Below are 21283 nucleotides of genomic sequence, written 5' to 3' on the forward strand. Positions count from 1 at the left end.
GCCCCCGAAGACGAGAAGGAGAACCATGAAGTTCGCGCGACTTGGCGAGGCCGGAAGAGAGATCCCGGTCGTCATCGACGCAGACCGCACCTTCGATCTGCGCCCCGTGACATCCGATGTAGACGGCGCGTTCCTGGCCGACGAACCCGTCGCCCGCACCCGCGCCGCGCTCGACGCCGGTGAGCTGACCGAGCTGACCGACGCCGACCAGCTGCGCATCGGCGCGCCGATCGCCCGCCCCAGCGCGGTCATCTGCATCGGCCAGAACTACGCCGCCCACGCCCGTGAGTCGGGCTCCGAGCCGCCCACGGTGCCGATCATGTTCCTGAAGACGCCCAACACGGTCGTCGGGCCGAACGACACCGTGACGATCCCCCGCGGCAGCGAGAAGACCGACTGGGAGGTCGAGCTCGGCATCGTCATCGGCGCGCGGGCGGCCTACCTCGACTCGGTCGACGAGGCCGCGGCGCACATCGCCGGCTACGTCGTCGCCAACGACGTCTCCGAGCGGACCTTCCAGATGGAGATCTCGGGCGGGCAGTGGTCCAAGGGCAAGATCGCCTTCGGCTTCAACCCCACCGGCCCGTGGCTGGTGACCCCCGACGAGGTCGACGTCGACAACCTCACTCTGAAGAGCTTCGTCAACGGCGAGGCCCGACAGGACTCGAACACCAACGACATGATCTTCGACGTGCGCACCATCGTGCACCACCTGTCGCAGTACGTCACCCTCGAGCCCGGCGACCTCATCCTCACCGGCACCCCGCAGGGCGTCGCCTTCGGCGGCAAGTTCCCGTACCTGAAGGCCGGCGACGTCGTCGACATCGAGATCGAGGGCCTAGGCGCGCAGCGCCAGCAGTTCGTCGCCTGGGAGCGTGCGAAGTGCGGTGCGCTGAGCGAGCGGAGCGAGACGAAGTGAGCGGCATCGACCCGGTCGTTGAGCGAGCCGAAGGCGAGACGAAACGCGCCGGCGGCCAGCTCGACGGACTCGTCGCGATCGTCACCGGCGGCGCCTCGGGTATCGGCGCCGCCGTCGCCGGAGCGCTGCACGCCGAAGGCGCGCAGATCGCGGTACTCGACCGCGACATCGCCCACGCCGATGCCGCCTTCGCCGCGTTCACCGCAGATGTCTCCGACCGCGCGTCGGTGGATGCCGCCGTCGCGGCGGTCGCAGAGAAGTTCGGCCGCATCGACATCGTGATCAACAACGCCGGCGTCGGCGCCCAGGGCGATATCGCCGCGAACGACGACGACGAATGGGCGCGCGTGCTCTCGATCAACGTCACCGGTATCGCGCGAGTGACCGCGGCGGCGCTCCCCTGGCTGCGGCGTTCGCCCGCCGCTGCCGTGTGCAACACGGCATCCATCGCCTCCACCACGGGACTCCCCCAGCGCGCTCTGTACTCGGCATCCAAGGGCGCCGTCTCGGCGCTGACCCGGGCGATGGCCGCAGATCACCTGCGCGAGGGCATCCGCGTCAACGCCGTCAACCCCGGCACCGCCGACACCCCCTGGGTGGGGCGCCTGCTCGACTCGGCCGACGACCCCGCCGCCGAGCGCGCAGCGCTGAACGCCCGCCAGCCGCACGGCCGCCTGGTCTCGCCCGACGAGGTCGCCGGCGCCGTGCTCTACCTGGTCAGCCCGCTGTCCGGTTCGACCACCGGCACCTGCATCGAGGTCGACGGCGGCATGGCGCAGCTGCGCCTGCGCAGCGAGTAGTCGCGCCTTCGGCCGGCTTGTCGCCCGCGTTCCGGTCGCAGTTTCTCCCGCTTCCGGCGTCGCGTCCTCATTCCGGTCGCAGTTTCTCCCACATCCGCCGTCGCGAAGCGGGAGAAACTGCGACGGGAACCACCCGGCGGATGCCCTCAATGACGCACCGCGCGTCGGCGCCTGTGGATAACCGGCTCGGCACCGGCCCCGAGATGCCATCGTGGGCGGATGCCACCGCGCCCGCGCCCTCTCCCGCCTCACCTTCCCACGCACTTCGCCGTGCGGGACGCCGCGGTCGCAGGAGTGAACCGCGGGCGCCTGCACCGCGCTGACCTGGATCGCCCGTTTCAGGGCGTGCGCTCCCGCCGCACGGGGTCCTCCGCCACGCCAGAGCCCACAGATGCGTTCGCGCGCCAGCGGCACGAGCACAGACTCCGCACGTTGGCCTACGCGACGCGACTTCGGCCGAACCAACTGATCAGCCACGAGAGCGCGATCGCCCTCATCGGCGGACCGATGCCGCTCGCGCTCGACGAGAACGGCCCCCTCGACGGTGCGACCCTACCCGTGCACGTCAGCACCCGAGGCGCGGGACCGCTCGTGCGCGCGGCAGGCGTGCGTGGCCACCGAATCCCTGAAGAAGTGCCGTGGCTCGAAGGAGACGGTATCAACGCCGTACATCCGGCATTTCTGTGGACGCAGATGGGCTCGTGGAGCGTGCCCGACCTCGTCGCATTCGGTGACTACCTGTGCCGCCGGCACCGGCCAGGTCCCGGCCGCCCAACAGTGGGGCGCCAACCGTGGACCACAATCGCCGATCTGCGCACCATGCTGGCGTCCGGACGCCGCATCGGCATGGCGCGGCTCCGCACGGCGGTGGACCTCATCCGCGAAGACTCCTGGTCCCCGCGGGAATCGCTGTTGCGATATCGCATCGTGATGGCCGGACTGCCCGAGCCCGCGCTCAACCACGACGTGTTCACCGCGGACGGCCGATTCCTGGCCTGCGTCGATATGGCGTATCCGCAACGAAAGGTTGCCATCGAGTACCAGGGCCGCCTGCACCATGCGAGCTACGCGGCCGACGTCGAGCGGATCGCCGCACTACGCGCCGCAGGCTGGACGGTGATCGAGGTCACCGATGCCCTCTACCGCCGCCCCGATGAGCTCATCGCACGCATCCGCCGGGCGCTGGCCCGCTGACGGGCGCTGCCCGGCCGAGCCGCATCCGCATCCGCATCCGCATCCGCATTCGCCTCTGCTCGCGCCCGCCATTCCGGTCGCAGTTTCTCCCGCATCCGCCGTCCGGCTCTTCATTCCAGTCGCATTTTCTCCCGCATCCGACCTCGCGAAGCGGGAGAAAGTGCGACCGGAGCAGCCGAACCGGGCGCCCGACACCACCGACTTCAGCGGATGCCGTAAAACCGGCGACCGTTCGTCCAGAGGATCTTGTCAACATCAAGGCCGCGGCGCTCTGCCCAGTCGGCGATGGTGTGGCACCAGTCGTCGCGTCCCCCCGGAACGTAGGCACCGCCGTCGATCACGGTGGCGTCGATCGACGACACCGGCCAGTCACTGCCCCACATCAGCCGGTTCTCCCCGAAAGCGTCCGCCGCGGCATCCAGGAAGGGCTCCAGCTGATCCTCATCCCACACCCCACCTGCTTCGGCCGGCAGACCGGACAGCTTGATGTACACCTGCGGGTGTCGCGCGAGATCGGCCAGGTCACGCAGCCAGTCCGCACTCGGCCGCAACGGCCCGTCCGGGGTGCCGACAGCGGGCTTGCCGAGGTGGTCGAGCACGATGTTCAGCCCCGGAACGGCGTCGGCAAGGGCTGTGACGTCGGGGATCTGATGCGCGCGCACACAGGCGTCGAACGTCCATCCTCGGGATGCCAGGGTTCGGGCGCCCTCAATGAACTTCGGGGTGCGGGCGAGTCCGTCCTTCTCTCCCTGCAGCAGGTGCCGCACCCCCACGACACTCTCGTATCGGGCGAGTGCGTCGAGGTGCCGTGTGGTCTTGCGACCGCGGTCGAGCCGAGCCCCCGCAACGATTGCGACGACGCCGGTCGCCTCGGCGATCGCGTCGACCCAGCGCACTTCGTCGATCGATTGCTTCTCGACGGGGTCGGCTTGTACGAAGACTGCGATCTGCTCGTCGACATCGTCGATCCGGTCGTTGAGAAGCTCATCGACGGCGAAGCGGCTGTCGAGCTCTCCTTCCAACCAGGGGTAGCTGAGGACCTCCGGGTCCCACAGGTGGAGGTGAGAGTCCATGACGCGCATGCACCCATGCTCACACACCTCACCGAGACATCCGATCAATATGCGAAGATGTGCGCATGGCTGTGACAGACGAGGCGATCGAGAAGATCAAGGCGATGATCGTGTCGGGCGAACTCGGTCCCGGCGACCGCCTGCCGCCCGAGAAGGAACTCGCCGAGCGACTCGGCCTCTCGCGCAACTCGATGCGCGAGGCGGTGAAGGCGCTCGAGGTCATCCGCGTACTCGATGTGCGCCGCGGGGACGGCACGTATGTGACGAGTCTCGAACCGCATCTGCTGCTGGAGGCGATCACGTTCGTCGTCGACATGCACGATGATGACTCGCTGCTGGAGCTGTTCGCCGTGCGCCGCATCCTCGAGTCCCAGGCGACCGCGCTGGCCGCGGGCCATGCCGGCGCCGATGATGCCGGTGCACTGCTCGACGAGGTCAACGCCGTCGATCCGCAGACCGTGTCGATTGACGACCTCGTGGCGCATGACACGCACTTCCACTCGCAGGTGGTCGGCCTGGCCGGCAACGGATATCTCGCCAGCCTGATCGACGGCCTGAGCAGTCAGACCATACGGGCGCGGGTGTGGCGCGGGCTCACCGAACAGGGGGCCGTGGAGCGCACGCTCTCGGAGCACCGCGCGATCGCCGAGGCCATCGCGAACCACGATGCGACGCTGGCGGCATCGCTCGCGAGCGCGCATGTCGCCGGTGTGGAGCGCTGGCTGCGTCAGGCCGCTCAGGCCTGACGCGACCGGTTCTGCTCAGGCTCCGAGGCGCACCATCGCGGCGTCGAACTCGGCGGCTGACGAGTCGCTGACCGGGTGCGCGAAGAGCTCATCGAGCACGGCCGGTGCGGCCGTGAAGTAGGGCACGCCGTTCTCGCGCAGCGCGACGATGTCGTCGGCCGAGCGCAGACTCGCGGCGAGCACGTCCGTGTCGCTGTCGGCGCACACCGCCTGCATGCGGGCGATGAGTCCGTCGCCGTCGAGGCCGGCGTCGCGCATCCGCCCGAGGTAGGGGGCGATGTACCGCACGCCGATACTGGCGCAGGCGAGCGCCTGCGCCACGGAGTAGACGGCGGTGACGAGCACGGTCGCCCCGTCGCGCACGAGGGCGGATGCCGCCGCGAAGCCTTCTTCGGTGGCGGGCACCTTGACGGCGATGCGGTCACCCAGCTCGAGCAGGCCTGCGGCGTTGCGCAGGAAGGCGTCCCGGTCACCGCCCCAGGTCTGGAAGAAGACCTCGCGTGCGCCCTGGCCGGTCCAGCGCGCGTAGAGTTCTGGGATGTCGGCGGCCGTGCGGCCGCCGCGCTCGAGGATGGTCGGGTTCGTCGTCACGCCGTGGATCACGCCGGCGTCGAGCAACCGTCCCACACGTTCGACATCAGCACTGTCCACATACAGCCGCGGCGCGGTCATCCGGTCTCCTCACGCGTCCAACCTGTGATTACAGGTAGGGATGCGGCTAATGTAATGACAGCGTTCGTCGAAGTCAAAGCCGATCGGGAGAACATGACAAGCGACCAGTCCAGCCGCACCGGTGTGGTGATCGTCGGCAGCGTCACCGCCGATGTGACCACCTTCTCCCAGCGGCTCCCCGCCCGCGGCGAGACCATCCTCGGCGACGAGTTCACCCTGCTGCTGGGCGGCAAGGGCGCGAACCAGGCCGTCGCGGCCGGTCTCGCAGGCGCCCGCACCAGCTTCGTCGGCTGCGTGGGCGATGACCTGTTCCACGATCTCGTCGTCGACGGCCTCAGCAGCGCGGGTGTCGATCTGACCCACCTGCGCACGGTGCCCGGACCCACCGGGATCGCCCACATCCGCGTCGACGCCTCGGCGCAGAACGACATCGTCATGGTGCCGCTGGCCAACGCCCACCTCAACGCCGAGCAGATCGACGCGGCCCTCGCCGCGCTCGCGCCGACGACGTCGGTGCTGCTGACACAGCTCGAGACCCCGGCATCCCTCACCCTGCACATCGCCTCGCGTGCCCGCGAGCACGGCATGACCGTCGTGCTCGACCCGGCTCCGGCAGCGCCACTGGATGCCGCGGTCTGGGCACACATCGACATCGTCACCCCGAACGAGACCGAGGCGACACTGATGAGTGGCATCGAGGTCGTCGACCGCGACTCTGCCGAACGTGCGGGCCGCTGGTTCCGTGAGCAGGGCGCCGGCGCCGCGGTGATCACGATGGCTGAGAAGGGGTCGTGCGTCGTGACCGCCGAGGGCACCACGTTCATCGACCCGATCCCCGTCGAAGCCGTCGACACGACCGCCGCGGGCGACGCCTACGCCGGCTACCTGGGCGCGGCACTCGCCGAGGGCTGGACATTGGCTGAGGCGACCGAGCTGGCCAGCGCGGCGGGCGCGATCGCCGTCACCCGCCAGGGCGCCTCGCCGAGCCTGCCCCGTCGTGCAGAAGTGGATGCCCTGCGCGCGTCGCAGAGCTGAGGAGGAGCCCATGCGCAAGACCGACACCACCATCAACCCGGCGCTCTCTCGCGTGATCAGCGAGACGGGTCACACCGACCTGATCGTCGTGACCGACGCCGGACTGCCGATCCCGCCCGGTGCCGAGCGCATCGATCTGGCATATCGCCCCGGCGCACCGGCGTTCCTCGATGTGCTCGACACCGTGCTCGCCGAGATGGTCGTGGAGGGTGCGACCGTGTCGGCAGAGGTCGCCGAGATCAGCCCGCACGTGCTCGACGCACTGCGTGAGCGCCTGCCGGGCATCGAGATCGAGTTGGTGCCGCACATCGAGTTCAAGAAGCGGACCGCGGATGCCCGCGCCTTCGTGCGCTCCGGCGAGTTCACACCGTACGCCAACGTGATCCTGCACGCGGGCGTCGCGTACGGAGCACCGTCATGACCGAGAGCAACGACGGGATCGACCGTCGCTCCGCCGCTCCGATGTACGACCAGCTGCGACGGCTGATCGTCGAGCACATCGAGAACGACCGCCTGCAGCCCGGCGACCCGTTGCCGGGCGAGCACCGACTGTGCGACCAGTACGGCGTCTCGCGCACGGTGGTGCGGCAGGCACTGGGCCAGCTAGAGCACGAGGGCCTGATCGAACGGGTCAAGGGCAAGGGCACCTTCGTGGCCAGGCCGCGTACGGCCGAATCGCTCGTGCACACGCTGGTCGGACTCTACGAGGAGGTCGAGCGCCGCGGCGGGCACGTGCACAGCGACATCCTGCGCCATGAGCGGATCACCGCCGATGCCGAGGTCGCGCGGGCGCTCGAGCTGGACGAGGGCGCCCCGGTGGTCGTGCTCGAACGTCTGCGTCACGTCGACGGCGACGCCTGGTCGCTGTCGACGACGTGGATGCCCGAGGACGTCGGCACGCACTCGTTCGACGTCGATCTGCGGGAGGCCTCGCTCTACCGACTGCTCGCAGAGCAGGGCATCGTCGCCACGCACGGCGTCCGCTCGGCTGAGGCGACGGTGGCCACGCACGAGCAGGCCCAACTGCTGGGGTTGACCGCGGGCGCGGCCCTGCTGCGGCTGCGCAGCGTGAGCCGCGATGAGAGCGGGCGGCCGATCGAATTCTTCGTGGCCTACCACCGCGGCGACCGCTCCCGCTTCGAGTTCCAGCTCGACGCCGACAGCTCGCGGGGCGAGCTCATCCGCATCCCGTGACCGCGACGACTACCCTCGAATCATGAGTGAGTGGGTCAGTTCCGCCATCCGGGTGCTCGAGGCGGATGCCAACCGCTCAGCCGATACGCATCTGCACCTGTTCCCCCTCCCGGCGGAGTGGGGCATCGACCTGTATCTGAAAGACGAGTCGGTGCATCCGACCGGGTCGCTCAAGCACCGCCTGGCACGATCGCTGATCCTGTACGGGCTGGTCAACGGCCTGATTGACGAGAACACGACGCTGGTCGAGTCGTCCAGCGGGTCGACGGCGGTGTCGGAGGCGTACTTCGCCCGGATGCTGGGCCTGAAGTTCATCACGGTCGTCCCGCGCTCGACGAGCCAGGAGAAGATCGACCTCATCGAGTTCTACGGCGGGCACTGCCACCTGGTCGATCGAGCCGAGGACATCTCCCCCGAGGCGCGGCGTCTGGCGGCCGGATGCTACGGGCACTACCTCGACCAGTTCACGTTCGCCGAGCGGGCCACCGACTGGCGGGGCAACAACAACATCGCCGAGAGCGTGTTCAGCCAGTTGGCTCAGGAGCGGCATCCGATCCCCCGCTGGATCGTCGTCGGTGCCGGCACCGGCGGCACCAGCGCCACGTTCGGACGCTACGTGCGCTACCGGCGCCACGCCACACAGGTCGCGGTCGTCGACCCCGAGGGGTCGGCGTTCTACGCCGCCTGGAAGGGCGACACCGAGGCGACCGGGCAGCCGAGCCGCATCGAGGGCATCGGGCGTCCGCGCGTCGAGCCCTCGTTCGTCCCGAGCGTCATCGACGAGATGATCGCCGTGCCGGATGCGGCCTCGGTCGCTGCCATCCGCCTGCTGCGCGAGCGCACGCTGCACCTGGCGGGCGGCTCGACCGGCACCAACCTGTACGGCGCTTTCGAACTCATCGGGCGCATGCGCGATGCCGGCGAGACCGGCAGCGTCGTCACACTGATCTGCGACAGCGGCATCCGCTACACGCAGACCTACTACTCCGACGAATGGGTCACGGCGCAGGGCCTCGATCTGGCCCCGCACCGGCAGCGGATGATCGATTTCCTCGCCGGAAGCGCCTGGGGGTAAGCGCGCGTCGAGTCGTTGGGCGCGCGGTTGCGTTCACAACTCCGGAGATTCTCGCCGAATCCGGTCATCTGAGCCGTTTTGCCACCAGACCACTGGAGTTCTCCGGAGTTGTGAACCGACAGCGACCAGCACCGGGCTACCCTGGGGCCATGACTACGCTCATCCTCACCGTCGCGGGAGCGGATCGCCCCGGACTCGTCTCTGCCGTCGCCGATGTCGTCGATGCCCACGGCGGCAACTGGGAGAACAGCAGCCTCGCCGAGCTTGCCGGAATGTTCGCGGGCGTGATCCAGGTCTCGGTCGCTGCGGACCGCGTCGATGACCTGCGCGCAGCCCTCGACGCGCTCGATGGCCTGCTGACGGTGACGGTACACGCCGGGGCGGGCAGCGGGGCCGATGCCTCGCCGCAACGGGTCTCGCTGACCGTTCTGGGCAACGACCGCCCCGGAATCGTGCGCGAGGTCTCAGGCGCGCTGGGGTCACACGCCCTCAGTATCGAGAGCATGACCACCGAGACGCGCGACGCGGCGATGGCCGGCGGCCGACTGTTCGAGTCGTCCGTGACCGCTGTCGTCCCGGCCTCGGCCGACATGGATGCCCTGCGCGCGGCGCTCGAGCGGATCGCCAGCGAGATCCAGGTCGACATCACCGTCGACTGAACGACATCGTTCGGTGCGGGCGTCAGTCCCGCACCGGCTCCGCTTCTCCGGCGGAGTGCGTCCGCACCCACGCGGCCGTGTCGGCGACGTGCGCAGACGCCGCCGCGGACGCGGCGACCGGGTCGGCCGCGGCGAGGCCGCGCAGAATGGCGCGGTGCCCGATATCGGAGTTGCGCTTCAGCTCGGCGGCATCCGCCGGGTCGGAGAGACGGTACGCGCGCGACCGGGAGCGCAGAACGTCGAGCAGGCTGGTGAGTGCGTCCTGCCCGGCGACCTCGGCGATGGCCATGTGGAACTCGTGGTCCAGGCGCGAGTGCGCCTGGAAGTCGTCGTTGGACTCGATCTCGGTGAGCAGCGCATCGAGGCGGGCGATCTCGTCCTGATCGATGCGCGCGGCGGCGAGCGCGGCGACGTGCGGTTCGAGCGCACGGCGAAGCTCGGTGAGTTCGAGCACGCCCTCCATGGGCAGCAGCCCGACGGTCAGTGACAGGCTGCTGATCAGGTCGGCGGCGCGCAGCTCGCCGACGTAGCTGCCCGATCCGTGCCTGGTCTCGAGAACGCCCAGCGCCGCCAGCATCCGAATCGCCTCGCGCAGCGAGCCTCTCGACACACCGAGTTGCTCGCACAGCTCGCCTTCGCTGGGCAGGCGGTCGCCGGGGCGCAAGGCGCCATCGGCGATCAGCGATCGCAACCCGTGCAGGGCGGTGTCGAGTGCACTCATCGGTTCTCCCCGTGTCTCCGTCGTGCTTGCAGCGAGTCTGTCGGAAGGACACCTCGGAGACTATTTGTAGAACAACTTAGTCACTAAAAGCGGATTTCCCTCGACATATCCCCGGAGCCGTGGCATGGTTGTGCAACAAGTTCTCCCCCCACCGTTGCGAGGATGCATGACCACGGGCACCACCCCACCGCCGATCCGGCTGAAGTCCTTCGAGCGCGCACGCGACGCGTGGCCGCTCGATCCGAACATCATCCACCTCAACCACGGGTCGTTCGGAGCCGTGCCCACCAGCGTCGTCGCGCATCAGGACGCCCTGCGCCGCCGCGCCGACCTCAGCCCGGTCGAGTGGTTCCCGCGCATCGCCGAGCGCGTGCGCGAAGCCCGTGAGCGCACCGCCCCGTTCGTCGGAGCGCGGGCCGAAGACACCGCATTCGTGCCGAACGCCTCGGCCGCCGCGACCGTGGTGTTCAACGCACTCGTACTGTCTGCCGGCGACGAGATCCTCGTCACCGACCACGGCTACGGCGCCGTGACCATGGGCGCACAGCGCCTGGCCCGACGCTTCGGAGCAACCGTGCGCGTGGTGCGTCTGCCGTTGCTCGCCGATGACGACGAGGTGGTGCAGCGCTTCGCCGACGCGATCAGCGCGCGCACCCGGCTGATCGTCATCGACCAGATCACCTCCGCCACGGCGCGCCGATTCCCCACCGCGCGGATCGCCGCCCTCGCCGCCGAGCATGGCGTACGCACGCTCGTCGACGGCGCGCACGCCCCCGGCCTCATTCCCGACGCCGCCGTCGCCGGCGGCGGTGACTGGTGGTTCGGCAACATGCACAAGTGGCCGTGCGCCCCGCGCGGCTCCGCCCTGCTGGTGACCACGGCCGAAGACCGCCAAGACCTCTGGCCGCTGATCGACTCCTGGGGCGCACCCGACCCCTACCCGGTCCGATTCGACACCCAGGGCACGGTCGACGCCACCACCTACCTGAGCACACCGGCATCCATCGACTTCGTCGAGAGCGAGATCGGCTGGGACGCCGCTCGCGAGGCGATCGCAGCGATGGCCGACCATGGGGCGCGCGTCATCGCCGATGCCCTGCAGCCCTACACCGAGGCCGAGGCGCTCGCGCCGCTGCCGACACCCGTGCCGTCGATGCGCCTGATCCGCCTGCCCGACGCCCTCGGCCGCAATCGCGAGCAGGCCGACGACCTGCGGATGCAACTGATCGACGCCGTCGGCGTCGAGACGGCGTTCACCAGCTTCGAGGGCGTCGGCTACTTCCGACTCTCGGCCCACCTGTACACCGAAGCATCCGACTTCGAGGCCTTCGTGGACCGCTGCATTCCCGAGATCCTTCAGCGCGCCGGCATCCGCACCCCCGCGCCCGCACACGTCATCTGACTCCCACCCGAGAACACCCAACCCTGAAAGAGAAGAGGCACCTCATGAAGCACAAGCTTCTGACAGCCGCGAGCATCGGCACCGTCGCCGCGCTCGCCCTGACCGGCTGCTCGGCCAGCAGCGACGGCGGCTCGGCCGACGGCGACGTCACCCTGCAGATGGTCGAGAGCCTGACCAACCCCGCACGCACCGACCTGCTGCGCGGACTGCTCGACGAGTTCGAGGCCGAGAACCCCGGTATCACCGTCAAGCTGGTCTCGCCGCCCACCGAGCAGGCCGACCAGAAGATCCAGCAGATGCTGCAGTCCGGCAAGGGCGTCGACGTGCTCGAGGTACGCGACCTCACCGTCGGCCCCTTCTCGAACAACGGCTGGCTCTACGACATGAAGAGCGACCTGGCCGACTGGGACGGCTGGAACGAGCTCACCGAGAACGCACAGGCCGCCGCCGACACCGACGGCAAGAGCTACTTCGTGCCCTACGGCTTCTACGGCCTGTCGCTGTTCTACCGCACCGATCTGGTGGCGGATGCCGGATTCGACGGCCCGCCGCAGAGCTGGGAAGACCTGCTCGAGCAGGCATCGGCCATCCAGGACCCGTCCAGCAACGTCTACGGCTACGCCTTCCGCGGCGGCCCCAACGCGAACAGCAACGTCGTCGCGGCCATCGAGGCGTACGTCATCGACGACCTGAACGTCGAGGACGCCTTCCTACTCAACGACGGCACCACGATATTCGCCGCCCCCGAGGCGCAGGACGCCGTGGACACCTACTTCGAGCTGTTCACCCAGGCATCGCCGCCGTCGGCCGTCTCGTGGGGCTACCCCGAGATGGTGGCCGGCTTCACCAACGGCACCACCGCGTTCCTGCTGCAGGACCCCGAGGTCATCGCCACCGTGCAGGAATCGTCGCTGAGCGAGGACCAGTGGGACACCGCTCCCCTGCTCGTCGGCCCGACCGGCAAGGCCGCGCAGCCGCTTGCCACCGCCGGATGGGGCGTGACCGAGGCCAGCGAGCACAAGGAAGAGGCGGTCAAGCTCGTCGAGTTCCTGTCGTCGTCGGGCCCGGCCACCACCTTCGCGCAGAAGAACAGCCTGGTGCCGATCATCGCCGGCGCCGCAGAGGATGACTTCTACAAGACCGGCCCGTGGACCAGCTACGTCACGATGACCGAGAACCCCGACACCTACATCAACGTCGTGCAGCCGCGCGGCGTGAGCTGGTGGACCGAATGGATCCAGAAGTCCGACCAGGACGTGCAGAAGGTGCTGCTGGGCGACATGTCCACGCAGGAGCTGCTGGCGTCGTGGGACGAGTACTGGACGGAGAAGTACGCCACGGAGAAGGGTTGACCCCGTTGGCTGCTCGCACTGTGAAGGGAGGCCCCGTCGGCGCAGCCGGCGGGGCCTCCCCCGCCCGCACGCCGGCATCCGGCTCCCGGCACCGCGTCTTCCGAGCGAAGCACGCGCTCACCCTGCTCGCCTTCATGGCGCCCGCGATCGTCTTCGTCGTCTGGTTCACCTACGTACCGATGCTGCAGGGCGCCCGCATGGCCTTCCACGACTGGAACCTCTGGGACCTCACCTCGACGCCGTTCGTCGGCTTCGACAACTTCGTCACCATGTTCACCGATCCGGTGTTCCCCACCGTCGCCTGGAACTCGGTGCTCTGGGTGGTCGGGTCGCTCGTCCCCCAGCTGGTGATCGGCTTTCTCATCGCCCTCGCGCTGCGCAAGCGGTTCCGGTTCCGCGGTGTCTACCAGGCACTGGTGTTCTTCCCCTGGGCGGTCTCGGGCTTCCTGATCGGCATGCTGTTCCGCTGGATGTTCAATGCCGAGTTCGGCGTGATCAACGACCTGCTCATGAAGGCCGGTCTGATCGCACAGCCGCTGCCGTGGCTTGCCGACCCGAAGCTGGCGATGTTCGCCGTGATCGCCGCGAACATCTGGTACGGCGTGACCTTCTTCGCGATCATGATCCTCGCGGCACTGCAGTCGGTGCCCGACGAGATGCTTGAGGCTGCGAGCATCGACGGCGCCGGCAAGGTGCGCCAGCTGTTCTCGATCATCATCCCGTACATCTCGATGACGCTGCTGCTGACCGTGCTGCTGCGCATCATCTGGATCTTCAACTTCCCTGACATCATCTGGGCGATGACCGGCGGCGGCCCCGCCAACCAGACCGACATCGTCACCACGTGGATGATCGACTTCACCCAGCAGGGCAACTACGGCATCGCCAGCGCCATCGGTCTGATCGTCGTGGCCTTCCTGCTGGTGTTCTGCGGGTTCTACCTGATGGCGATGAGGAGGATGCAACGATGAGCGCGACCATGGCCATCACGACCGCCGAGGCGACCAAGCGCTCCGGCCGCGCGCCGCAGGCACCGCGCCCGCGCCGCCGGCTCACCGTCGGCGGGGTCGTGCGCTTCACCGGGTTGGCGATCTGGCTGATCATCACCCTGTTCCCGCTGTACTGGATCGCACTGACGTCGTTCAAGTCACCGGGAACGATCAACGCGTTCCCCATCGAGTACTGGCCGAGCGAGCCGTCGCTGCAGAACTACTCGAGCCTGTTCGAGAAGAGCAGCTTCGGGGTGTTCCTGATGAACTCCGCCATCGTGGCGCTGGCAGCCGGAGCCGTGGCGACCCTGATCGCCCTGCTGAGCGCCTATGTGCTCGCACGGTTCGAGTTCCGCGGCAAGGGCCCGGTGCTGGTGGCGTTCCTGCTGACGCAGATGATCCCCGCGTTCATCGCGCTCGGACCGCTGTACTCGATGATGACCGACCTGGGGCTGGTCGACACCCGCCCCGGACTCGTGCTGGTGTACGTCGCGGTGTGCATCCCGTTCTCGACGGTGATGCTTCGGGGCTTCTTCGAGAACGTCCCGGCCGCGCTCGAAGAAGCCGCGATGATCGATGGATGCTCGCGCCTGACCGCGCTGTTCCGTGTGCTCGTCCCGGTGATGACGCCCGGCATCATCGCCGCGTTCATCTTCAACTTCGTGAACTGCTGGAACGAGCTCTTCCTGTCGGTGGTGCTGATCAACTCCGAGGAGAAGCGGACGGTGCCGTCGGCGCTGAACGGCTTCATCTCGACGTTCAACATCGACTGGGGTTCGATGTCGGCCGCCGCGGTGCTGACGATCCTGCCGACGATGGTGCTGTTCGCTCTCGCCAGTCGCTGGATCGTGGCGGGACTCACCTCGGGTGCCGTCAAGGAGTGACCTGCGGCGATAGCCTCGGATGATGGACACCGATCGTCGCGCGAGCGTTCTCGCCGCGCTCACGGCAGCGCTCCCCGAGGGAGCGCTCATCACCCACGAGGACTCCCTGCAGGCCTACCGCCGCGACCGTGCGGACGACCCGCGAGCCGGCATGCCGCTCGCGGTCGTCCGCGCCGAGTCGACCGAGGATGTGCAGGCCGCGGTGCGCATCGCGGCCCGCGAGAATCTCGCCGTCATCCCACGCGGCGCGGGCTCGGGCCTGTCGGGCGGCACGTCGGCCGTCGACGGCGCAATCGTCATCTCGCTGGAGCGGATGCGGGCGATCACCATCGACCCGGCCGTGCAGATGGCGGTCGTGCAGCCGGGGGCGTTCAACGCCGAGGTCAAGTCCGCAGCATCCGAGCACGGCCTCTGGTACCCGCCCGACCCGTCGTCGCAGGACTTCTGCTCGATCGGCGGCAACGTCGCCACCAATGCCGGCGGGCTGTGCTGCGTGAAGTACGGCGTCACCAGCGACTACGTGCTGGGCTTGACGGTGGTGCTCGCCGATGGACGTGCGGTGAAGCTCGGCGGCCCGCGTCTGAAGGATGTGGCGGGGCTGTCGTTGACGAAGCTGTTCGTCGGCAGCGAGGGGACTCTCGGAATCGTCACCGAGGTGGTGCTGCGGCTGGTGCCCGCGCAGAGCACACCGACCACGCTGGTGGCGATGTTCCCCACTCTCTCGGGCGCGGTGCAGGCCGTGGTCGATATCAAGGCCACGATGCGCCCGTCGATGCTGGAGTTCATGGACCAGGTGGCCATCAACGCCGTCGAGGACATGACGCGCATGGAGCTCGATCGCACGTCGGCGGCGATGCTGCTGGTGCAGTCCGACGAGTCAGGCGCGGTGGCAGCGGCCCAGGCCGAGGCGATCGAGCAGCTGTGCACGGAGGCCGGCGCCACCGAGGTGTACGCGACCGATGATGCTGACGAGAGCGAGGCGCTGATCGCCGCCCGCCGGATGGCCGTGCCGGCGGTGGAGCGTCGCGGAGCGCTGCTGCTGGAAGACGTCGGCGTGCCCCTGCCGCGACTCGCCGATCTGGTCGAGGGCGTGCAGGTGATCGCCGAGCGCAACGGCATCGAGATCTCGATCATCGCGCACGCCGGCGACGGCAATACGCACCCGCTGCTGGTGTTCGATCGCGAGGATGCCGATCAGAGCGCCCGTGCCGATCGCGCCTTCGGCGAGGTGATGGATCTGGCGCTCGCGCTGGACGGCACGATCACCGGTGAGCACGGAGTGGGCCGGCTCAAGCAGCCCTGGCTGGCCGCGTACCTCGGCGACGACGTGTTCGAGCTGAACCAGCGCATCAAACAGGCGCTTGACCCGCAGAACATCCTCAACCCCGGCGTGATGTTCGACGCCCCGTAGCGCCCTCCCCTCACGCGCCCCTTTCCGCCCGCGCCTCCCTCACGAGGGGTCAATAATCGTCGTGTGCAGCCCTCTGAACCCGACAGATTTTGACCCCTCGTGGATGGGAATGGGTGCGCGGGGGCGGGGCGGGGGAAGGTGTGCGGGGGCGGGGGCGGGGGAAGGCGGAGAGGGGCAGGCGGGGCGCGGCGGATGCCTCAGACGAGGCGCTGCGCGGGAGAGACGCCGTATGTGTGCTCCGGGTCGTCGTTGACGACGCCGGCGAGCGCGGAATCGATCGCGGCCATCGTGTCGGCATCCAACCGCACTCCGGACGCCTTCACCGTGTCGGCAAGCTGCTCGGGACGCGACGCGCCCACGAGCGCGGCGGCGACGTTCGGGTTCTGCAGCACCCAGGCGATCGCGAGCTGCGGCATCGTCAGACCCGCCTCGGCCGCGATCGGCTTCAGCCGTTGCACCGCTTCGAGGATCTCGTCGCGCAGGAAGCTCTGGATGAAGTGCGCCCCCGAGTGCGGATCGGTCGCCCGCGATCCCTCGGGCACCGGCTGACCGGGCAGGTACTTGCCGCTCAGCACGCCCTGGGCCATCGGCGACCAGACGATCTGCGAGATGCCGAGCTCTTCCGAGGTCGGCACGACCTTGCCCTCGATCACGCGGTGCAGCATCGAGTACTGCGGCTGGTTCGAGATCAGCTGGAACCCCAGCTGCTTCGACAGGGCGTGGCCTGCGCGCAACTGCTCGGCGGTCCACTCGGAGACGCCGATGTACAGCGCCTTGCCCTGGCGCACGACGTCGGCGAAGGCCTGCATCGTCTCTTCCAGCGGAGTCTCGTGATCGTAGCGGTGCGCCTGGTACAGGTCGACGTAGTCGGTGCCGAGGCGCGTGAGCGATCCGTCGATCGACTCGAAGATGTGCTTGCGGCTGAGTCCGGTGTCGTTCGGTCCCTTCGGCCCCGTGGGGAAGTACACCTTGGTGAAGATCTCGAGGCTCGCGCGCCGCTGACCTTCCAGAGCCTTGCCGAGCACGACCTCGGCGGCCGTGTTGGCATAGGTGTCTGCGGTGTCGAAGGTGGTGATGCCGGCATCCAACGCCGCGTGCACGGTCGCGACGGCGGCGTCGTCGCCGACCTGCGATGCGTGCGTCACCCAGTTGCCGTAGGTGATCTCCGAGACCTTGAGTCCGCTGTTGCCCAGATAGCGATAGTTGACCATGTGCCCACGCTAGTGGCGTTCCGCACCGCGTGGGGCGGTGCGACACTGGGAGCATGTCCGCCCCCGCCGATGCGCTCCCCCGACTGCTGTACGTCGAGGATGAGGTCGAGACCGCCGCGATGGTCGCCGAGGTGCTCTCCGACGAGTACGCGGTCGATCATGCCGGCACCGGTGAGGCGGGCCTCGAGCTGGCGCTCGGTCGACGCTACGACGTGATGGTGGTCGATCGGCGTCTGCCGGGCATGAGCGGCACCGATCTGCTCACCGCGGTGCGCACGGCGCACATCACCACTCCGGCGATCATGCTCACCGCGCTCGGCACGGTCGACGACCGGGTGAGCGGCCTCGATGCGGGTGCCGATGACTACCTGCTCAAACCCTTCGACTTCGATGAGCTGCGCGCCCGCCTGCGCGCTCTGCGCCGCGGCCGAGGACCTGGGATGCGGCGCGAGATGGGCGACTGGCTGTTCTCGGCATCGGCGCTTGCGCTGTACGCGCCCGACGGCGCGCGCATTCCGCTGACACAGGCCGAGGGCGATCTGCTCGAACTGCTGACCTCCAGCCCGGAGCACGTCTTCTCGCGCGACGAGATCGTCGCCAGCGCCTTTCCCGGAGGGTCGGCCAGCAGTGTCGACGCGCTGGTGCACTACGTGCGGCGCAAGTCGACACCGGAACTGATCGAGACGGTACGCGCCCGTGGGTACCGCAGCGGGATGCCACGATGAGCCGCCGAGCAGATCATGCCGTCGCCGCCGATCGCGCCCGCGTGCAGCGCTCCGCGGTGCGTTCCGGTCTCTGGGTGGGCCTCGCCTCGGCGGCGGTGGTCACTGCGGTGACCGCGACGATCATCGCGACGCTCGTCACCGCCAGTCGCCCCGACGGTCGTCCGCGGCGCGACGACGATCCCGGCGGTGGACGCCCGCGCATCCTCGATCTCGACGATGTGCTGCCGGTCGTGATCGTGATGGGCGTCATCGGCGTCCTGCTGCTGGCGGTCATCGCCTGGTACGCGTCGCGTCGGGCATCCGAGCCGCTAGCCGAAGCGCTGGGCGTGCAGCGCGCGTTCGTCGCCGACGCCAGCCACGAACTGCGCACTCCGCTGACGACGCTGAACAGCCGCATCCAGCTCGCCGAGCACCGACTGCGCGGGGGTGAGGATGTCCGGCCCGTCCTGCACGACATGCGCCGGGATGCCGAGGTGATGGACGCCGTGCTGACCGACCTGCTGCTCGCCGCCGAGACCGCGGGGGTGCGCTCCGACGACGCCGACGCCGCGGCGCCAGTGGCGGATGCCCTCGCCGACGCCGCCGCGGTGCTGGAACCGCGAGCCGCTGAACGCGACGTGCGCATCGTCAGCGATGTGCCACCCGGACTGCACGTCGCCGCCGAACCGACCGCACTGCTGAGGGCGGTGATCGCGCTGCTCGACAATGCCGTGCGGCACAGCCGCGACGGCGGAGCAGTGCAGCTGAGCGCGCGTGCAGAAGGCCGCCATGTGCAGATCCGTGTGGCTGATGAGGGCACGGGCCTGTCTGGCATCGACCCGTCGCGGGTGTTCGAGCGGTTCACCCGCTCGAACACATCGGCTCAGCGCACGGGCTTCGGGCTCGGCCTCGCGCTCGTGCGTGATGTCGCCAACCGCTTCGGTGGCTCGATCGAGGTGGAGGACACGTCACCGCAGGGCACGACCTTCTTGTTGACGCTGCCGCGCCGGTAAGTACGGGTGAGCGCCGGCAAGTGCCGGCGAGCGCCGGCTGAGAGTCGCCGATCGGTCGGCTATGAGGTCGCCGTGAGAGTCGGATTCTTGGCGTTCTCTTGGTGCGCGCGCGGGACAGTTCCCTCATGACAGAGAACAACGACACACCCGCCACTCCCGCTTCGGACGACGCTGCGACCGCGGATGCTACGCAGACCCAGAACGACGGTGCGACGCTGCCGCTGACTCCGCCTGCGGATACGGCGCAGCAGACACCCCCGGCCGCCGGCGCGGCGGCAGCCGATGCCGCACCACAGGCATCCGCACCACAAGCATCTGCGGAGTCCCGGCCGTTCTGGAGCCGTACCGGCGTGCGCATCGCCGCGGCCGGCGTCGCCGGGGTCGCGCTCCTCGGCATCGGAGCCGGCGCGGGCTGGGCCGCCCACGGTGAGCTGCAGCCTGCCGGGCAGCAGATCCAGAGCTGGGGCCCCGGCGGCCAGCCGGGCGGCGGTCAGAACGGCGAGCAGGGCGATGGCGACGGCCCCGGCCGCGGCGCATCCGGCCCGGGTGAGAACCGCGGCCCGCACGGTGATCGTGACGGGGACGGCGACCAGCGCGGTCCTGGCGATCGCGACGCCGACGGCGACGGCGACGGCACGTCGCAGGACAACGGCACCGAGCAGGACAACGACACCGAGCAGGACAACGGCACCCAGCAGGACGACGACACCGAGCAGACGCCGACCCCGCAGGAGTCCTCCGCGTCCTGACCGGCGCCATCGGACGACCTCGCAGGACTCGACAGCGACCAGAACCGGAGCACGATCATGGTGGCTTCCCCTCACGCACCAGCCTTCACAGCCCCTCGTGCGCAGAACGCGCTCCGCCGTCTCGAGGCGTGGCGGCTGGGTGCCGTCATCGTCGTCTGGTCGACGAGTCTCTTCGTCGTCGCCCTCTGGGTCGGCGGCGGAGGTGTCGATGCCCTGCTCGGCGGCGGGGCCGAGACCCTCAACGCCCTCGGACGCCTCACCGGACTGGTCTCGTCCAATCTGTTGCTGCTGCTCGTGCTGCTGATGGCGCGGATCCCGCTGTTCGAGCGGGGCTTCGGCAAGGACGGCATGACCAGGATGCACCGGCTCACGGGCTTTTGGTCGTTCGCTCTCATGCTGGCGCATCTGGCTCTGCAGACGCTCGGGTACGCCGTGGCCGCAGGTGTCGACCCGATCGCGCAGTTCGTCGGGTTCGTCGTCGACTACCCCGGCATGCTGCTGGCGCTCGCCGGCACCGTGCTGGTGGTGCTCGTCACGCTGACTTCCATTCGCCGGACCCGTCGGCGCCTGCGGTACGAATCGTGGCATCTGCTGCACCTGTACGCCTACCTCGGAGCGGGGCTCGCCCTGCCCCACCAGCTCTGGACGGGTGCCGACTTCACGGCTTCCACGGCGGCGACCTGGTACTGGTGGGGCCTGTGGATCGCCGCGGCGATCGCCGTGGTCGTCTACCGCGTGATCGTTCCGCTGGCGCGGTCGTCCCGGCTCCGGCTGCGGGTGTCCGAGGTGTCTCCGGACGGCTCCGATGGTGTCACGGTCCGCATGCGCGGCGGCGCCGTGCACCGCCTGGGCGCCCGGCCGGGGCAGTTCTTCGTCTGGCGCTTCCTCGACGGCCCCGGCTGGACGCGGGGGCACCCGTTCTCGCTGTCGGCAGCGCCGACGCGCGACGAGTTGACGATCTCGGCGCGCGTGGTCGGGGACGGCACCGAGCGCCTGACGGCGCTGACCCCGGGAACCCGGGTGCTCATCGAGGGCCCGTACGGTGCGATGACCGGCGAGCGGCGAAGCGGGCGGCGGATGCTGCTGATCGGCGCCGGCGCAGGAGTCGCGCCGCTGGTGGCCCTGCTCGAAGGCGAACAGTACGGCCCTGGCGAGGCGACCATCATCACCCGGGATTCCACTCCGGCGGTCGCCCTGCGCACGGAGGCGCTCGCGGTGCTCGAGCGCGAGCGCGGCGTGCGGCACGTCGCGCTCTTCGGAGCTCGCGCCCGGTCGGGCGCCGCCTGGCTGCCGGATAGCCACGCGGGATGGAACGGAGCAGACGCCCTGCGCTTCCTCGCGGCGGATCCCCTCGACTACGACGTGTACGTCTGCGGGCCCCCGCAGTGGATGGCTGCGGTCCTGCGCGACGTGCGCGCGGCCGGCTTCCCGTCATCGCAGGTGCACCACGAGTCCTTCACCGTCTGAGACCGAGGAGAGA

At 69.2% G+C, this 21283-nt stretch carries 22 protein-coding genes; 18 read left to right on the plus strand and 4 right to left on the minus strand.

The genetic code is table 11. The features are described from left to right. Positions 1-25 precede the first annotated feature (25 nt). The 3 genes from JF543_RS00475 to JF543_RS00485 all read left to right on the plus strand — a co-directional run bounded on the left by JF543_RS00475 (position 26) and on the right by JF543_RS00485 (position 2913). On the plus strand, positions 26-919 hold the full coding sequence (locus JF543_RS00475; RefSeq protein WP_206822432.1) for a fumarylacetoacetate hydrolase family protein: 894 nt from the start codon (positions 26-28) through the stop codon (positions 917-919). A 5-nt stretch (positions 920-924) separates the two neighbouring features. Beyond that, positions 925-1719, plus strand: coding sequence for an SDR family NAD(P)-dependent oxidoreductase (locus JF543_RS00480; protein WP_206824159.1), 795 nt, complete (start codon positions 925-927; stop codon positions 1717-1719). A 432-nt stretch (positions 1720-2151) separates the two neighbouring features. After that, positions 2152-2913, plus strand: a complete 762-nt coding sequence (locus JF543_RS00485; RefSeq protein ID WP_206822433.1) for a DUF559 domain-containing protein — start codon at positions 2152-2154, stop codon at positions 2911-2913. Between the two features lie 203 nt (positions 2914-3116). Here the strand turns inward: JF543_RS00485 and JF543_RS00490 are convergent, their stop codons facing one another. Then, positions 3117-3986, minus strand: coding sequence for an amidohydrolase family protein (locus JF543_RS00490; RefSeq protein WP_206821559.1), 870 nt, complete (start codon positions 3984-3986; stop codon positions 3117-3119). A 65-nt stretch (positions 3987-4051) separates the two neighbouring features. Between JF543_RS00490 and JF543_RS00495 the strand changes: the two genes are divergently transcribed. After that, positions 4052-4732 (plus strand): FadR/GntR family transcriptional regulator, encoded by a 681-nt coding sequence (locus tag JF543_RS00495; RefSeq protein WP_179409821.1) that lies wholly within the window; start codon positions 4052-4054, stop codon positions 4730-4732. 15 nt (positions 4733-4747) lie between these two features. Here the strand turns inward: JF543_RS00495 and JF543_RS00500 are convergent, their stop codons facing one another. Then, positions 4748-5404 (minus strand): transaldolase family protein, encoded by a 657-nt coding sequence (locus tag JF543_RS00500; protein ID WP_179409820.1) that lies wholly within the window; start codon positions 5402-5404, stop codon positions 4748-4750. 54 nt (positions 5405-5458) lie between these two features. Here JF543_RS00500 and JF543_RS00505 point away from each other — a divergent pair, with 54 nt between their 5' ends. The 5 genes from JF543_RS00505 (at position 5459) to JF543_RS00525 (ending at position 9367) form a co-directional block, all read left to right on the plus strand. Next, the gene (locus JF543_RS00505) at positions 5459-6439 is read left to right on the plus strand and encodes a ribokinase (protein ID WP_242519354.1); all 981 of its coding nucleotides are present in this window, start codon (positions 5459-5461) and stop codon (positions 6437-6439) included. Positions 6440-6449: 10 nt separating this feature from the next. Next, a complete protein-coding gene (rbsD, locus tag JF543_RS00510; RefSeq protein WP_206822434.1) occupies positions 6450-6860 on the plus strand; it encodes a D-ribose pyranase in 411 nt (136 codons plus the stop codon). Continuing rightward, a complete protein-coding gene (locus JF543_RS00515; protein WP_206551081.1) occupies positions 6857-7633 on the plus strand; it encodes a GntR family transcriptional regulator in 777 nt (258 codons plus the stop codon). The genes rbsD and JF543_RS00515 overlap by 4 nt, the downstream gene beginning before the upstream one ends. A 22-nt stretch (positions 7634-7655) precedes the next feature. After that, a complete protein-coding gene (locus JF543_RS00520; protein ID WP_206822435.1) occupies positions 7656-8708 on the plus strand; it encodes a PLP-dependent cysteine synthase family protein in 1053 nt (350 codons plus the stop codon). Positions 8709-8857: 149 nt separating this feature from the next. Beyond that, entirely contained in the window at positions 8858-9367 is a 510-nt protein-coding gene (locus JF543_RS00525; RefSeq protein WP_179409816.1) for a glycine cleavage system protein R, read from the plus strand. A 22-nt stretch (positions 9368-9389) separates the two neighbouring features. On the opposite strand, the gene JF543_RS00530 is transcribed toward JF543_RS00525, so the two are convergent. Continuing rightward, entirely contained in the window at positions 9390-10088 is a 699-nt protein-coding gene (locus JF543_RS00530) for a FadR/GntR family transcriptional regulator (RefSeq protein ID WP_179409815.1), read from the minus strand. Positions 10089-10254: 166 nt separating this feature from the next. On the opposite strand from JF543_RS00530, the gene JF543_RS00535 reads away from it, so the two are divergent. From JF543_RS00535 to JF543_RS00555, 5 genes are read left to right on the plus strand one after another with little or no spacing between them, the layout of a single operon-like run. Then, on the plus strand, positions 10255-11490 hold the full coding sequence (locus JF543_RS00535; RefSeq protein ID WP_206822436.1) for an aminotransferase class V-fold PLP-dependent enzyme: 1236 nt from the start codon (positions 10255-10257) through the stop codon (positions 11488-11490). A gap of 44 nt (positions 11491-11534) precedes the next feature. Next, a complete protein-coding gene (locus JF543_RS00540) occupies positions 11535-12842 on the plus strand; it encodes an ABC transporter substrate-binding protein (protein ID WP_206822437.1) in 1308 nt (435 codons plus the stop codon). 5 nt (positions 12843-12847) lie between these two features. Beyond that, positions 12848-13813, plus strand: a complete 966-nt coding sequence (locus JF543_RS00545; protein WP_206824357.1) for a carbohydrate ABC transporter permease — start codon at positions 12848-12850, stop codon at positions 13811-13813. Further along, entirely contained in the window at positions 13810-14715 is a 906-nt protein-coding gene (locus tag JF543_RS00550; RefSeq protein ID WP_224818046.1) for a carbohydrate ABC transporter permease, read from the plus strand. Before JF543_RS00545 ends, JF543_RS00550 begins: the two co-directional genes overlap by 4 nt. A 22-nt stretch (positions 14716-14737) precedes the next feature. Next, the gene (locus JF543_RS00555; protein ID WP_206822438.1) at positions 14738-16126 is read left to right on the plus strand and encodes an FAD-binding oxidoreductase; all 1389 of its coding nucleotides are present in this window, start codon (positions 14738-14740) and stop codon (positions 16124-16126) included. 197 nt (positions 16127-16323) lie between these two features. On the opposite strand, the gene JF543_RS00560 is transcribed toward JF543_RS00555, so the two are convergent. Next, a complete protein-coding gene (locus JF543_RS00560; protein WP_206821552.1) occupies positions 16324-17337 on the minus strand; it encodes an aldo/keto reductase family protein in 1014 nt (337 codons plus the stop codon). Positions 17338-17390: 53 nt separating this feature from the next. Here JF543_RS00560 and JF543_RS00565 point away from each other — a divergent pair, with 53 nt between their 5' ends. From JF543_RS00565 to JF543_RS00580, 4 genes are all read left to right on the plus strand, one after another. Next, positions 17391-18062: a response regulator transcription factor gene (locus tag JF543_RS00565; RefSeq protein ID WP_206822439.1), complete on the plus strand. Its 672-nt coding sequence runs from the start codon at positions 17391-17393 to the stop codon at positions 18060-18062. After that, positions 18059-19054: a sensor histidine kinase gene (locus JF543_RS00570; RefSeq protein ID WP_206822440.1), complete on the plus strand. Its 996-nt coding sequence runs from the start codon at positions 18059-18061 to the stop codon at positions 19052-19054. Before JF543_RS00565 ends, JF543_RS00570 begins: the two co-directional genes overlap by 4 nt. Before the next feature lie 125 nt (positions 19055-19179). After that, complete coding sequence (locus tag JF543_RS00575; protein WP_206822441.1) at positions 19180-19803, plus strand: hypothetical protein; 624 nt, start codon at positions 19180-19182, stop codon at positions 19801-19803. A 57-nt stretch (positions 19804-19860) separates the two neighbouring features. Beyond that, a complete protein-coding gene (locus JF543_RS00580; RefSeq protein WP_206822442.1) occupies positions 19861-21270 on the plus strand; it encodes a ferredoxin reductase family protein in 1410 nt (469 codons plus the stop codon). The last annotated feature ends 13 nt before the right edge of the window (positions 21271-21283 follow it).

The organism is Microbacterium esteraromaticum (genome assembly GCF_017303215.1).
GTDB lineage: Bacteria > Actinomycetota > Actinomycetes > Actinomycetales > Microbacteriaceae > Microbacterium > Microbacterium esteraromaticum_C.

Excerpts from the sequence above, each read along its gene's own strand:
- JF543_RS00570 (WP_206822440.1), top strand. The coding sequence starts at position 18,059 with ATGAGCCGCCGAGCAGATCATGCCGTCGCCGCCGATCGCGCCCGCGTG.
- JF543_RS00560 (WP_206821552.1), bottom strand. The coding sequence starts at position 17,337 with ATGGTCAACTATCGCTATCTGGGCAACAGCGGACTCAAGGTCTCGGAG.
- JF543_RS00555 (WP_206822438.1), top strand. The coding sequence starts at position 14,738 with ATGGACACCGATCGTCGCGCGAGCGTTCTCGCCGCGCTCACGGCAGCG.
- JF543_RS00525 (WP_179409816.1), top strand. The coding sequence starts at position 8,858 with ATGACTACGCTCATCCTCACCGTCGCGGGAGCGGATCGCCCCGGACTC.
- JF543_RS00475 (WP_206822432.1), top strand. The coding sequence starts at position 26 with ATGAAGTTCGCGCGACTTGGCGAGGCCGGAAGAGAGATCCCGGTCGTC.
- rbsD (WP_206822434.1), top strand. The coding sequence starts at position 6,450 with ATGCGCAAGACCGACACCACCATCAACCCGGCGCTCTCTCGCGTGATC.
- JF543_RS00530 (WP_179409815.1), bottom strand. The coding sequence starts at position 10,088 with ATGAGTGCACTCGACACCGCCCTGCACGGGTTGCGATCGCTGATCGCC.
- JF543_RS00500 (WP_179409820.1), bottom strand. The coding sequence starts at position 5,404 with ATGACCGCGCCGCGGCTGTATGTGGACAGTGCTGATGTCGAACGTGTG.
- JF543_RS00550 (WP_224818046.1), top strand. The coding sequence starts at position 13,810 with ATGAGCGCGACCATGGCCATCACGACCGCCGAGGCGACCAAGCGCTCC.
- JF543_RS00575 (WP_206822441.1), top strand. The coding sequence starts at position 19,180 with ATGACAGAGAACAACGACACACCCGCCACTCCCGCTTCGGACGACGCT.
- JF543_RS00505 (WP_242519354.1), top strand. The coding sequence starts at position 5,459 with ATGACAGCGTTCGTCGAAGTCAAAGCCGATCGGGAGAACATGACAAGC.
- JF543_RS00495 (WP_179409821.1), top strand. The coding sequence starts at position 4,052 with ATGGCTGTGACAGACGAGGCGATCGAGAAGATCAAGGCGATGATCGTG.
- JF543_RS00565 (WP_206822439.1), top strand. The coding sequence starts at position 17,391 with ATGTCCGCCCCCGCCGATGCGCTCCCCCGACTGCTGTACGTCGAGGAT.
- JF543_RS00515 (WP_206551081.1), top strand. The coding sequence starts at position 6,857 with ATGACCGAGAGCAACGACGGGATCGACCGTCGCTCCGCCGCTCCGATG.
- JF543_RS00535 (WP_206822436.1), top strand. The coding sequence starts at position 10,255 with ATGACCACGGGCACCACCCCACCGCCGATCCGGCTGAAGTCCTTCGAG.
- JF543_RS00540 (WP_206822437.1), top strand. The coding sequence starts at position 11,535 with ATGAAGCACAAGCTTCTGACAGCCGCGAGCATCGGCACCGTCGCCGCG.
- JF543_RS00520 (WP_206822435.1), top strand. The coding sequence starts at position 7,656 with ATGAGTGAGTGGGTCAGTTCCGCCATCCGGGTGCTCGAGGCGGATGCC.
- JF543_RS00580 (WP_206822442.1), top strand. The coding sequence starts at position 19,861 with ATGGTGGCTTCCCCTCACGCACCAGCCTTCACAGCCCCTCGTGCGCAG.
- JF543_RS00490 (WP_206821559.1), bottom strand. The coding sequence starts at position 3,986 with ATGGACTCTCACCTCCACCTGTGGGACCCGGAGGTCCTCAGCTACCCC.